Source organism: Moorena sp. SIO4A5, from assembly GCF_010672005.1.
Taxonomy (GTDB): Bacteria; Cyanobacteriota; Cyanobacteriia; order Cyanobacteriales; family Coleofasciculaceae; genus Moorena.
Genome location: NZ_JAAHHZ010000155.1, coordinates 1 through 12985, shown reverse-complemented (window position 1 = coordinate 12985; position 12985 = coordinate 1). Strand labels below are relative to the sequence as shown.

Here is a 12985-nt window from a genome sequence, read left to right as displayed (position 1 = left end):
TTATCCTTTGGCTGGGCTGGTTTGGCTTCAATGGAGGTTCACTGCTAAAAGCTGACGCTGAACAAATAAGTCACATTCTGCTAACAACCAACATTGCTGCAGCAACTGCTGGTCTGACAGCGGCTTTGACAACCTCAAAGCTAAAGTACTTTAATAACAAACCAGAACTGTCTATGATCATCAATGGAGTCCTAGGAGGTTTGGTGAGTATTACCGCATCCAGTGCCTATGTAGAACTATGGGCTGCTCCTTTCATTGGTATGGTAGCTGGAAGGTTAGTTGTTTTCTTAGTTTACCTCTTGAACCTGTGGAAAATTGACGACCCAGTGGGTGCAATATCAGTTCACTTAGGTTGTGGCATCTGGGGAACGCTAGCAGTTGTTTTGAGTAATCAGAATAACTTACCTTGTGACCCAAAAAATACACTACTCTGCAATAGTGATGGTCTTGCACTGATAGGGAGAGCCCAACAATTCGGAATTCAATTGATTGGTCTCGTTGCTGTTCTAGGGTTCACCTTTGCTTTTAGTTGGCTCACTTGGTCAACACTTAAAGCCCTAATAGGCATTAGAGTTTCGGACGAGGATGAGCTCAAGGGTTTAGATCGGCAACTGCATGGTGTAGATGCTTACCACGGTTTTGAAAAAAAAGAAAAGATTAGTGGATAAATAAGTGTGGTAACCCGCAATTATGGCTCTTCGTTACCTGTTATGCTTAACTTTTAAATTCAATTGCCTAAAACTATTACTGTGTATAGCTTTTAAATTGTAATAGTTTAGTTTTTCGGCTAAATAGCATCTCAATGTCTAAAAGTATTGCTTAGAAATACTTTTAGACATTGTTTTTGGTAAATTAGCATAATAATTCCGGAAAAACTGCCATTATCTACCAAATAATCCCTGGTCATCGTCGTCATCGTTATCTTCGTTATCAGTTATTGTTTCTCCATTATTACTAGAGGATTTACCATTGATATAAGTCTTAATGTCGTCGATAATTTCAGCGATTTCAGATTCTAACAACCCTTGGCTGATACTACTACTGGCTTTAACTAACAAGAACTTATGGGAACCGCATGGTACCGACATAATGTAGCCATATTTAGAAGATCTAACACAAATATTTGGAGCCGGATCCCATTCCAATTTATTACAAATACGTTTGGGTAAGTAATCCATCACCCCAGCTATGTTTGTAGCAACGTCAGAATCCCAATTACCGATAAGTGTTTCGGTGATTATCATAGCATTTTCTTGGACAATGACGACTCCCTGAATACCAGATGTATCATCCTTGAATTTTTTGAGAGTGTCTTTGATTTTTTTAATATCCATACTTACCTGTTACCTTCCTGAATTATCTATGTATATGGTGGATTAGTCTACAATTTTAAAAAATTAATTTATTATATATTTATCTATCGGTAAAAAATGGGCAATAATTCAGAAACTAACTGTTCGGATTTCGTCTAACATTTTAGCACTTTAGTCACTTAATCAAGGAATGGTTAGGAAAATTGTCTTGACTAGAGTCCTGGTGGTTGCCAGGAAATTATGTGGTTTGGAAGTCTGATTTTTTTAACATATAAATCAGGCCATTGATTGGTGTGAAGGCACCCTTCTTTGTTAGTGCAAAAATCAGATTATTTGTTTCTATTAACTTTTCTGAGGGTGGGATGATTAGTCCGGACAGAAAACGTTAAAGTACAGAATTCGGTCAAGCATTGGGGTTAACCCAAACTTGACCAATTTTTTTTGATTGTTATATATCTGAGGCTGATCCAGAATAATTCTGATCACTGTTGAGGGGCTAGAAATGCGTACGCAAAAAATCCCAACCAGATTCTGGTAATCTCAGAACCATGGATGAAAATTGCTCCGCTTACTATAGCACTGCATCGCTGTTCCCTGTTCCCTGTTCCCTGTTCCCTGTTCCCTACTCCCTAGATACACCAGGAGGAAGGCGCAGAAGAAGGGAATCTGGCGATCGCCTAATCCTACGCTACCCTGGGAATTTCGCAGAGGTACTAGGGCGTGTTTTCTTGCCTCGGAGATCCCCCGTTTCCCTTAAAAAAGGGGGACTTTGAGTATGGCTCCCCCCTTTTTTAAGGTAGGGCTGTTTCATTCTGGCCAAAAATAGATGGGGAGATGGGGAGATGGGGAGATGGGGAGAATTTTGGACGAATAGTCGTGATTTTGGCCAAATTTATCTAACCATACTCAAAAGCCGAATCACGAATTGTTAGTCATTTGAGTTGATTGAAGCCGGCTAATTAGTCAGATTTTAATGACTAAATTTGGGGATTTTTCGGAAAATTTTGAGCTATTTCCCTATCCCCCTATCCCCCTATCCCCCTATCTCCTTTTCTCGTTAACTTATTTTTCTTTGAAACAGCCCTGCCCTTAAAAAAGGGGGACTTTGAGTATGGCTCCCCCCTTTTTTAAGGGGGGCTGGGGGGGATCATAATCTTGCGGAAAACTTTGAAAACACGCCCTAGAGGTTAGCCGTCGGCGACAAGTCCCGGTATGGGACTTGATTTTTTCGACCCATCTCTATTCGAGTTGCTCGGTGTTGATTTTCTGGATGTTTAATCTCGCCATCATTGCTGAGGAGAGCAATAACTATGAAAGCTATTGCTACGCAAACAAAGATCACTGATCCAGGACGACTTTCGTTGATATAGCGTTCACGATTGCACTTTAGACAGACGTAATGATCTGCGTTTTGAGAATCCTGAATCCAGGGACAATACATCTGATCGCATTTCATGATTATAACCCTCAAGTCCAGACTACAATAAAGATAAGATCTCGCAAAGCTAACCAAAGCTTGACAGTATTTGACTGAAAATATTTAAGACCATGGTTCAAGTATGTAAGTAAGGTTATGGAGCCCCACAACATAAACCATCTTGCCAGCTTAAACGGTTGTAAGTTGATTATATTTGGTATCAAAAAATAGCAGTTAAAACGAATTATGACGCCCGTATAAACTGGAAATATTCCAGTAAAACATGGTTTTATGTCAGGTTATTGTTGACTTTGCACTGTTGACTATGCACCCTTAATAAAAATCAAATCACTTGCAAACCGAAAAAAGGAAACTTAATGCACTTTTTTCGCTTCTAATAGTTAGATGCGTAGATCCTGATTATGTGACAAAACGTTTGAGTTACACAGACAGGACTTACGCACAGACTCCATGGGTAGGGTGGGCAAAACCTTGCCCACCCTACAGGTAGCATTAAATTGAGGGATTTGCGTCAGTCCTAACAGATAAGCTTTGACGTACTTATAGCAATTCTAAGACTCATGAGGTACACACTATTAGTCTCACTCCACCCCTTACCCGCGCCCAGGTTACGCACTCCCCACACTCTTAACCCTACACTCTTAACCCTATTCCCATTAACCCAGGACGAAGTACATCAAGCAATTGAGAACTTGATAACTGCTATATTTTCCTTTAATGTGCCCCCAAAAATTGCGTTATTTCGGGTCGCTACATCCAGAAAATTATCACTTCTTAAGCTTAAGAAAGAAAATTTCCCTCAGTTTTTTCAAAGCGCGACTTCCCCTCTGACGCACCTTGTTAATAGTTGTTTTGGTAATGGCAGTGTCTGGGTACAACTCTGACGATATCTGCTCCCAGCTCAGCTCACGAAAGAATCGCATGACCAGTAGTTGGTGAAAGTCCGGCTTGGTTTGCTTAAGTTCCTTGAGGGCTAAAGCTAGGATCTGTCCTAGTGTGCCATCACAGTCAAGGTCGTCCCTTGGGCTACCAAAAATTTGGCTTTGCATCATGTGCCCGAGATTCTGGATTAACTTTTTTTCCGATAGTTCCCTCCTTTTCTTTTGCAAAATAATGCGCTCCCCAACTTTCTTCGCCCACGCCTCGGGGTTTTTAATCGGGCGTTCTAAGCGCTCGACTTCCGCTGCCTTCTCCGATACCTGGCTGAGGATGTCGTCCGAGTCACACCGATGCCGCAATTTGCACCCCGACAAGAGCTTGTCATAGTACCCTTTGAGATACTGGACTTGTAGAGGATCTAAGGGCGTTAATCCCCAGTTTTTTGGTGGTAGAGGACTCATGCATTTACCTCAGTATTACATAGTGTTGATTGGATGCATCTCAAAGTTGTAAATCTATAACGAGGGCGATGCAGTGGCCTCACGGGGGTTTCCCCCATCAGCGACTGCATCAAGACAGTGAGATGCACCCTATTTGTTTGGGTTGTCTAGACCCTAAGCAATCATTAAGCGACAGATCTCTTCCATGTCCTCGTTTGAATTGCTCCAAATAGCTGCTGGCTTGCACTCACTGATATTGGTTTCCCAATTCATATTGTCTGGTGGCGTACCAAATCTAAAGTGCAGGGTGACCAGATCTTTGGAGGAATTATTAGCCATTAGGTGATATTGCTTGCGGTCAATGCAAACCAGTTGATTCTCCCCAAACAGCTCGCCAGGTCTGGAGGGCATTTTGTCAGGCTCTAGGCCCTCGTCTTGGTTAGGGAAGCGATGGGTCATTTCTCCTTTGTAGACGAGGATTGCATCTAGGGACTGACCGTGGTGGTGGGCAGTGGTACCTTGCCCCGGTCTCCAGCCAATCATATAAATGGTCAGGGCTGTGGTTTTAAAAATGGCTTTGCGCGAGAAATCTTGTTCATTAAAGCTGATATATTGGTCGAGAAATCTGTGCTTCAGTTTGGTTTGGGTTACTAGTTCCTTAAAAGTTTCAAACGTCACTTGATGGGAGGGAACCCGCGTAAGATTATAAGCAAGGTTCTTGATGGAAAGGGAACTCACCACCAAGTCGTAATCAGGTATTGCCCCGGTGCTGAGTTGGTAGTCAATTAACTGATCTGCTTGGCACAGCCAATAGTTTAGTTCTTGGTCGTACCGGCTATAGCTTAGGATCTCTGTGATGCTTTGAGCATCTTGTGATGACAACTCAGGTTGGGTCACTAGGCGACAGTACTCTGTGACCAGCTTGGCGAGCTGTTGGTCGGAGCTGCCAAAAAGGTTTACGTGGTAGTTAGTTTCCATAAGTTTTCAATTTGTCATTTTCTTTCCCTCCATAAACTTTAGATGCACAAACAGCCAATGTGTGACACCAGCCTCTGAATGCAGATCGCCATGGTGCATCTCATATTTGTAAAAAAGAAGGGAAGTGTAGAGAGTGTGGGGCGGGGGCGCGGGGAGTGTGGGGCGGGGGCGCGGGAAGTGTGGGGTGCATCTGACACCGATTACAAGCTGATTTTATCGGTCTAAAGCACTGGCCACCCTACGATTAATTTTATTAAAAATATAGACAAAGAAAAACTATTTTCTAGGTAATTTAATGTCGGTGGGCAGGGGTGCATCTCATTAAAGTTGTTTGACCCAGTGGGTGGCATGGGCATCAGGCGTGGAACGGGCATCAGGCGTGGAACGGGCATCAGGCGTGGAACGGGCATCAGGCGTGGAACGGGCATCAGGCGTGGAACGGGCATCTTGCCCGTTTCCTTCCTCGGGCGGGCTGTCCTAACACTGCCAAAGAAGCGGAAAATGAGTGCGAGCCCTTCCCTTACGCAACCTACGCAACATTTACTTCTGTTGTGGTTCAAGAGGCGATCTGAGTCAAGTTCAGATCGCACTCTATCAAGTTTGGTTCAATAAAAACTAAACGAATTCAAATACAGAATCGTTCAAATCGAGACCTATGGGGGAGTTTTCTATCAAACCAATCAAATCATTTGAACCGGAACTTTCCTGGATAGTGTAAATTCCTAGTCCCTGAACCACATCTCCAGAATCAAGGATGACGGTTTCTTCTTGCAATTCATAGCCAGCAGAATTTCCGTGGAGTTGAATCCTATCCTCAAAGAGATTCAAATCTGTGATGATAGCAAAATCACTCTCGCCTAGATCGTCATAGTAAGCTTGATTAGCATCACCAAGCACAAATAGATCTCCTCCAGAACCACCAATTAACGAGTCAATTTCGTTCAAACCGGGTGTTATTGCCAAGGGATTAGCGCCAAAGAGAGTATCATTGCCATCACCCCCAAAGAGAGTATCATTACCTATGCCACCCTCAAGGGAGTATCATTACCTATGCCACCATCTAGTAAGTCATCACCAGCATCGCCAAACAGTTCGTCAGTGCCGCCACCTCCCCAAAGGGTGTCATTTCCGGGGATAATAATTATAGGCTGCTCTTCTGGAGCATTGCGATCGCCAAATAGCCGATCGTATCCACCTCCACCACGCAGTTGATCATCATCACCCAAACCAAAGATTCTGTCGCTGTTGTTTGTGCCAGGTAGCACATTAGGATTGCTATTACCAAAAATATCTGGCATTCATGATTGCTGTTTCATTAGCTGATAGCTGACAGCTGTTCGCGCAGCGTGCGCGTAGCGCAGATGCTTACCTAAAAGCTAAAACTTGGTAGAAATATTCCCGATACAAATTGCAGCGAGAACATAGTTACCCTGTCGCTCTACCAAGCCCATACTGTGTAGTTTGTAAATCTCGATCGGATTTAGTTCCACTGGCTCAGATGAGGTGACAACTTTCTTGAGGGCCTGAAGCAACTCTGGTGATTGTTGCAGTGTTTCTAAATGTCGCCGCAAATGGTTGCTATAAATACCTGCTTCTGTTGGTGCATCTTGCCACAACTGCTGGAATGTTACCTTGCCAGAGCCAATTTCATACATCGCCAACCGTACCAGATAGGGATGACCAGATACCATTGTCATTAATTTCTCTATCTGGGCATTCTCCCAATTTAGTCCATGGAGATGAGCCAAATTTTTTACCTGCTGTTGGTCAAACTCTCGCAACTCTACTGGAATTCCGGCGTTAAAGGGAGATTGATTTAAGTCCAAGGGAATATAAACTTCTGTAGAATGTGCTATCACTAGCCGCAGTTGCTTCCAGATATCTGAAATCTTGGCTTTCTCATGCCAGCTGCGCAGCATCCCTAAAAAGTCTTCTATTACTTCGGGGTAGGGAAAAACTCGATCGACTTCATCCAATGCTAAGACTAGGGGACAATCTATTTCTGCCAGTAAATACTCTTCAAAATAGACTGTGCAGTTATCGTTACTACCCAAAATCTCTGTATCCCAATAATCATTTAACTGATTGTCTAACTTTAACTGCCGACCAACTTTCAAACAGAGCCAGCGTAGGAATTTATCTAAATCCGTTAAAATGGCTCGGTCTACACTATTCAAATCTAAATACACCGTTTGAAAATCCTGGGATTGAGCATGAGCTAGAATCCTCATCATTAAGGAGGTTTTTCCCATTAGCTTTGGTGCTTTAATCTGAATCAGGGAACCAGGCATAATAACGGTATCGTAACCGAGAGATTCGATGCTGTCTCGCTCCACATAAAGAGGTGAATCCAGGGCCACCCAACCCGACGGAAATGGTAGCGTTGTTAGGGGCTCAGATGGTTGCTCCTCTCTATTAGTGCCCACTGATTTACTTTGACACTTTTTCCATGCTCTTTTCAGTGCTTGTTTGAAACTCTTTTTGGTAACCCTTTCTCCTAATGCTTCTGAGAGCTTATTCCATAATTTGTTGCCGATATCTTTGTTAAGATACTCAGCACTGTAGCCATACCTATTGGCGATCTGATCATAGGTTTTCCCTTCCCAGGAACCCTGAAGTACTTTGGCTTCAATGTCACTGAGATGTTTGCCTGTATTTTTGAAGACAACTTGATCAGCAGACTCTTTTGCTTGTATCCAAGCTAACTCTGATTCTGAGTCTACTCCAGAGACTACACTCAGAACTGGATGGGAGGGGTAAAACTCATCAAATGCTTGAGCAATCATGTCAGTAAAAATGTTTTGGGAATATTAGGGCAAGGCAAGAGGCAAACGTTGAGGTAGGGTGGGCAGTGGCTAGCAAAGCGATTGTCAGCTTTTCAATTGGTCTTATCCACTGCCCACCCTACGGCTCACTACGGCTCACTCTATGCTATGAGGTACAAATAGATCCCCCTAAATCCCCCTTATCAAGGGGGACTTTGAGGTTTAGAAGCGTACCTCATAAATCCTATAAACGCTATAGTACTTATCACCCTGTTGTTGGCTATTTATGCAAGACGTCGATATTTTAATTTATTTTAAATAATTTTTATTTTTGTTAACTAAACAACTATCAAAAGGTATCAAAAAGTCAGAAGCGTTGAACGTTTTAAACATTCAACGCTTCAGTGCTATTATTACTACGGATTAAGTAACTAACGCAAATTCTTTCTTATTTGTAACGTTTGCTAATTGATTAATCAGGTTTGTTTAAGAAGTAGATGTAGGGTGGGCAGTGCTTACCAAAAGGATTGTCAGCTTTTCAATTGCTCCGCCAACACTGCCCACCCTACGGCTCTTAAATAAAACTTATATATCAGCTGACAAATCAAAATTAGCTTGTGCCTGACTTGGTGCATAATTTTGAGAGTTATTCACGATCGTACGAGACCACCGCAGTGCTTCTAAACGAGTCAATTCTAGGTTTTGGGGTGGAATCTTATGCCAGATATCCAAGCTTTGTAAGCGCTTTCTGGTTTTGCCTGCTGCCCCTACAATAAATACTTGACGACCTTTATCTAAGGCTTCTTGAATAGCATTTTCCAAAGCTAGGGTAGCGGTAACACCTAAAATAGGTACATCACTGAAATCCAGAATCAGTACATCAAAACCTTCAATGGCATTGTGTTGACGGGAAATTGCCTTGGCAACCCCAAAAATCATCGGTCCACTGAGATGAAACAGTACAATACGACCGTCACCTTGATCCAATAGTACTTTTTCTTCCTGGGAAAGCTGAATTTCCTCATCGTCATAGGTAATCGCCTTAACACTGTCTGCTCTATGAGCACTAAGACGCTCAATGGTGAGGATATTGGCAATAAATACTCCTACTCCCACGGCCACAATCAAGTCAACAAAAACAGTCAGTAAAATCACCCCGTACATAATCAGGGATGCTTTCCAAGAAATTTTATGGGCACGCTTGAGGAAACCCCAGTCAATAATATCAATACCTACCTTGAGGGCGATACCAGCCAAAACAGCAAGGGGAATACTTTTGGTGAGGGGGGCAGCCCAAAGCACAACTACTAGTAATGCTAAAGCACGGGCGATTCCAGAAAGGGCAGTCCTACCCCCGGTTTGGATATTAACCACAGTTCCCATGGTTGCGCCAGCTCCAGGAATACCGCCAAATAAACCGGATACCAAATTACCTAAACCCTGACCCATCAACTCTTTGTTAGAGTCATGTTCGGTACGGGTTAAACTATCAGCCACCAGGGACGTTAGTAATGCATCAATGCAGCCCAGTGTAGCTAGCACCAAAGCATCAACCACCATTAACTGTAACTGTTGAGTGGTAAACACCGGTAGACGCAAACTAGGCAAACCAACAGCAATTTCCCCAATACGGCGAATATCTACCCCAGAGAAAAACACCAAAGACAAAACTGTTCCCAGAATTAAGGCTACCAACTGGGGGGGTACGATGCGTTTCCATTTGCGGGGCATCAAAACAAGAATTGCTACCGTCAAAACCGCTAAAACAGTTTCAATCGGGTTGATGTTTGCTATCAGTGTGGGCAAACTAGTAACTGTGCCAATGACGCCACCCTTAGGGCTACCTTGACCCAAGAAAGGAGCAGTTTGCAAAATAATTAGTATGATTCCAATACCCGACATAAAACCGGAAATGACGGTGTAGGGCATCAACGTAATGTATTTGCCTAGGCGCAGAAAGCCAAACAGAATTTGAAAAATTCCGGCTAACATGACCACGGTAAACGCCATAGCCATGCCGTTTTCTGGATTAGCAGCGGTAAGGTTAGCAATTACCGCTGTCATCACCACCGTCATGGGACCAGTGGGTTCAGAAATTAGGGTGGGAGTACCTCCAAATACCGCAGCAAAAAAGCCAATTAATACAGCACCCCACAAACCAGCTTCTGCTCCAGCACCGGAGGCGACACCGAAGGTAAGAGCCATGGGGAGGGCGATCACGGCGGCGGTTAGTCCACCAAAAATATCCCCCCTAATGTTACGAAAGTGAATTTGGTTAGTTAGTTGCATTGTTAAATTACATTTAGGTAATTGTTACATTACATGTAGGTAACTACTTTTTACTGTACTGCAAATACATCCATTAGATTTATTTAATGATCTTACTAAAATCATTTACTTAAGTCTATGGTCAAGACACAACCCCCAGAAACATAAGCCTTTAACTTAATATTAATAATTTATTAATAAATACATTAACTTTAAAAAAAACTCATGGCAATTATCGATTTGCTTTATCGGCAGGGGAGATAGGGAGATGGGGAGATGGGGAGATGGGGAGATGGGGAGATGGGGAGATGGGGAGATAGGGAGATGGGGAGATGGGGAGATGGGGAGAGAGATGTAGGGTGGGCAGTGCGTACCAACAGGATTGTGAGGTTTTGAATTGGTCTGAAGCACTGCCCACCTGACCAGTAATTTTATTAAAAATCTAGATAACTATTTGATAGTTAATTTGATGTCGGTGGGCAGTGCCTAACATACCGATTACAAGCTGAGATTTTCGGTCTTAGGCACTGCCCACCCTACGATTAATATAGTTAATTTGATGTTGGTGGGCAGTGTTGAAAATACCGATTATAAGCTAATATTATGGGTCTGAAACACTGCCCACCCTACGATTAATTTTATTACTATTCCCGATTCCCGATTCCCGATTCCCGATTCCCGATTCCCGATTCCCGATTACCGATTCCCGATTCCCGATTTCTTAATAAAAAAAAATTTTCTAAACCCCTTGACCCTCTATTTATTTATTGATAAATTAATAATGTCAACAAACTCAAGAGATAATTTCAGATGAGTAACAATTTTCCTCCTTCCGACAACCAAGGTGCCTTACCCAAGAAAGCCAAGCTCCTTTTGATCGGTTCTCCTGAAAAGGTTCGCAAAACAATTAATGCCATTTATTCCCTTAAGTATGCGGAGCCGGACGAGTGGAGCACTCCGGAGCCTACCGGAAAGCCTGGTGAGGTTATGACCTTTTTGATTCGATACTTTTACATAGATTAAGATAGGAGTTTGCCAGGGTTGCCCCCTGGCAAATCAGGAATGGTGAAGGATGTTTGGTGAAGGAGGGTGAAGCAGCATGAAGCAAAATGAGTTGGGATGTTATTGCTTTTCAGTAGTTGCTGACTAACTCGGGAATCATGCCATAATTGAGATCTGAAATTATCGATTTTGAGCTGTACTTGTGGAAGGTTAAAGTACAGAATTCGGTCAAGGATTGGGGTTAACCAAAACTTGACCGATTTTTTTTAGGGAGTCGGGAGTCGGGAGTCGGGAGTCGGGAGTCGGGAAAAAATCCTGTGTACCTAATTAATATGAGAAACGCTGTAATTATCCGATGTATCAGTTATTTCCCGGATTGGTCAAACCGCTGTCTGATATTGGCACGAATATCTTCCCAATCGTCAGCTGTCATTGGTGTTGGCTCTGGGCTACTTAGTCCTTTAAGAATTTCCATTTCTAGGGCGTATCTAGTTTTCTGCTTTTGGTCAGCTCGAATTAGCTCTCGAATGTACTCGCTAGCGCTGCTATAACCCCCTAAGGCTACCTGAGCTTGAATAAACTCTTTCATCTGAGAGGGCAGGGCAATGTTCATTGTGTCCATTGGGATACCTAGTTACTTACTACTTGTTTATAGCTATATTGTCAATAATTGCCAATGGATTGTCAATGTAGAGACTGGCCCCGCACTCAACCCAACTCCAACGCCTATGTTAAGGGTTGTTATTACTTAGCCTGCGCCCTACAATAAAAAGCGGGAACAAAAAAATGTGAGCCAGCTGCAATTACCCCTAGATCAGCTATCAGCTAATGCGCTACGTCACAGCGTCGTTCGCACAGCGTGGCCAAACGCGCCCCGCGTGGCCTAAAGGCCAAGGCCAAAGCCTGTGCCACGTTACTTGAGGTGCTATCAGCTGATGCCCTTGGCTGACGGCTGACGGCTGACGGCTGACCGCTGACGGCTGACCGCTGAATGCTTACAGTCAAGCTTTTCGAGCTTTGTAGTACAAATCTATAAAATAAAATATATAAGCTGCAAGAACAATTAAGTTTAATTGTAAGAATTCAGGTGAGGGGGGTTGACAAAACTGAAAAAATCGGTAACCTAACAGCATGAGCAGAAAACTCGCACTGAACAAGCTAGAGCCAAAAGCCCTCAAACAACTGGCAAGGGAGCAGTTGGTATGGCTGATATTGGAGCAGCAAAAGTACATCAAGCAACAGACGACACTTCAAAAAAGTCATTCCCTAGTTCCCTATTCCCTATTTCCATTAATCCACAACTTGTGTACCTCACCTATTTAAGAAATGCTATATACCGATTTCAGCTTTTGACTTATAAGGAGAAACGGGATGTTAAGGGTCTTGGTGGGTAAGTCCTGTGGGAGATCAACCTGGTATTGAAAGTTTCCTGCATAACTTTTGGTGGTTAGCCGGATAAGTCTATAGATACTGAAAAATCAGCGATCAGCTATCAGCTATCAGCTATCAGCTGATGCCCTTGGCTGACGGCTGACGGCTGACGGCTGACCGCTGAATGCTTACAGTCAAGCTTTTCGAGCTTAGTAGTACAAATCTATAAAATAAAATATATAAGTTGGAAGAACAATTAAGTTTATTAAGTTTAATTTTTACATCTTTGACCCACAAAGTAAATGAATACTCCTCCCTTAGATGAGGCGCTCAAGACTTACGAAATAGCCCTTGATAACCTGGAAGATTCAGCATCACCGATGTCTGAAGAGCAAATTATCGCGGTTTTAAATGCTAGGGATTTTGTTCACGCTACTGTTCAGGCAAAAGTTTACCATTATTATCACGAACAAAAAACCCTTGTTGCCTTGGATGTGCGCCTCAAACAAAATGCTTGGCAGATCAGCAAAG

14 protein-coding genes and 2 pseudogenes are annotated in these 12985 nt (G+C 43.0%); 5 read left to right on the top strand and 11 right to left on the bottom strand.

The genetic code is table 11. The features are described from left to right. A pseudogene (locus F6K57_RS29690) lies at positions 1-668 on the top strand (ammonium transporter); the annotation flags it as partial. 213 nt (positions 669-881) lie between these two features. On the opposite strand, the gene F6K57_RS29685 reads toward F6K57_RS29690, so the two are convergent. Beyond that, positions 882-1334 (bottom strand): hypothetical protein, encoded by a 453-nt coding sequence (locus tag F6K57_RS29685; RefSeq protein WP_293071831.1) that lies wholly within the window; start codon positions 1332-1334, stop codon positions 882-884. A gap of 527 nt (positions 1335-1861) precedes the next feature. Here F6K57_RS29685 and F6K57_RS29680 point away from each other — a divergent pair. Further along, on the top strand, positions 1862-2086 hold the full coding sequence (locus tag F6K57_RS29680) for a hypothetical protein (RefSeq protein ID WP_293071830.1): 225 nt from the start codon (positions 1862-1864) through the stop codon (positions 2084-2086). 407 nt (positions 2087-2493) lie between these two features. Here F6K57_RS29680 and F6K57_RS29675 read toward each other — a convergent pair whose 3' ends face one another. The 8 genes from F6K57_RS29675 to F6K57_RS29640 form a co-directional block, all read right to left on the bottom strand. Then, entirely contained in the window at positions 2494-2769 is a 276-nt protein-coding gene (locus F6K57_RS29675; protein ID WP_293022672.1) for a hypothetical protein, read from the bottom strand. A gap of 749 nt (positions 2770-3518) precedes the next feature. Further along, complete coding sequence (locus F6K57_RS29670; RefSeq protein ID WP_293071829.1) at positions 3519-4091, bottom strand: sigma-70 family RNA polymerase sigma factor; 573 nt, start codon at positions 4089-4091, stop codon at positions 3519-3521. Positions 4092-4244: 153 nt separating this feature from the next. After that, complete coding sequence (locus F6K57_RS29665; protein WP_293041035.1) at positions 4245-5048, bottom strand: cysteine dioxygenase family protein; 804 nt, start codon at positions 5046-5048, stop codon at positions 4245-4247. 221 nt (positions 5049-5269) lie between these two features. Then, positions 5270-5494, bottom strand: a complete 225-nt coding sequence (locus F6K57_RS29660) for a hypothetical protein (RefSeq protein ID WP_293071828.1) — start codon at positions 5492-5494, stop codon at positions 5270-5272. 169 nt (positions 5495-5663) lie between these two features. Then, the gene (locus F6K57_RS29655; protein ID WP_293022684.1) at positions 5664-6011 is read right to left on the bottom strand and encodes a hypothetical protein; all 348 of its coding nucleotides are present in this window, start codon (positions 6009-6011) and stop codon (positions 5664-5666) included. 56 nt (positions 6012-6067) lie between these two features. After that, positions 6068-6346 carry a hypothetical protein gene (locus tag F6K57_RS29650; protein WP_293022686.1) on the bottom strand — a complete coding sequence of 93 codons (279 nt, stop codon included), beginning with the start codon at positions 6344-6346 and terminating at the stop codon, positions 6068-6070. A gap of 78 nt (positions 6347-6424) precedes the next feature. Further along, positions 6425-7834 (bottom strand): AAA-like domain-containing protein, encoded by a 1410-nt coding sequence (locus F6K57_RS29645; RefSeq protein WP_293071827.1) that lies wholly within the window; start codon positions 7832-7834, stop codon positions 6425-6427. 564 nt (positions 7835-8398) lie between these two features. Further along, positions 8399-10102: a SulP family inorganic anion transporter gene (locus F6K57_RS29640; RefSeq protein ID WP_293071826.1), complete on the bottom strand. Its 1704-nt coding sequence runs from the start codon at positions 10100-10102 to the stop codon at positions 8399-8401. Between the two features lie 789 nt (positions 10103-10891). Here F6K57_RS29640 and F6K57_RS29635 point away from each other — a divergent pair. Beyond that, positions 10892-11104 carry a hypothetical protein gene (locus F6K57_RS29635; protein ID WP_293022697.1) on the top strand — a complete coding sequence of 71 codons (213 nt, stop codon included), beginning with the start codon at positions 10892-10894 and terminating at the stop codon, positions 11102-11104. Positions 11105-11447: 343 nt separating this feature from the next. On the opposite strand, the gene F6K57_RS29630 is transcribed toward F6K57_RS29635, so the two are convergent. After that, positions 11448-11705, bottom strand: coding sequence for a type II toxin-antitoxin system ParD family antitoxin (locus F6K57_RS29630; protein ID WP_293071825.1), 258 nt, complete (start codon positions 11703-11705; stop codon positions 11448-11450). Between the two features lie 203 nt (positions 11706-11908). Further along, positions 11909-12088: a hypothetical protein gene (locus F6K57_RS29625; RefSeq protein WP_293061468.1), complete on the bottom strand. Its 180-nt coding sequence runs from the start codon at positions 12086-12088 to the stop codon at positions 11909-11911. A gap of 126 nt (positions 12089-12214) precedes the next feature. Here F6K57_RS29625 and F6K57_RS29620 point away from each other — a divergent pair, with 126 nt between their 5' ends. Then, positions 12215-12406, top strand: coding sequence for a hypothetical protein (locus F6K57_RS29620; protein ID WP_143727904.1), 192 nt, complete (start codon positions 12215-12217; stop codon positions 12404-12406). 350 nt (positions 12407-12756) lie between these two features. Beyond that, a pseudogene (locus F6K57_RS29615) lies at positions 12757-12985 on the top strand (hypothetical protein); the annotation flags it as partial.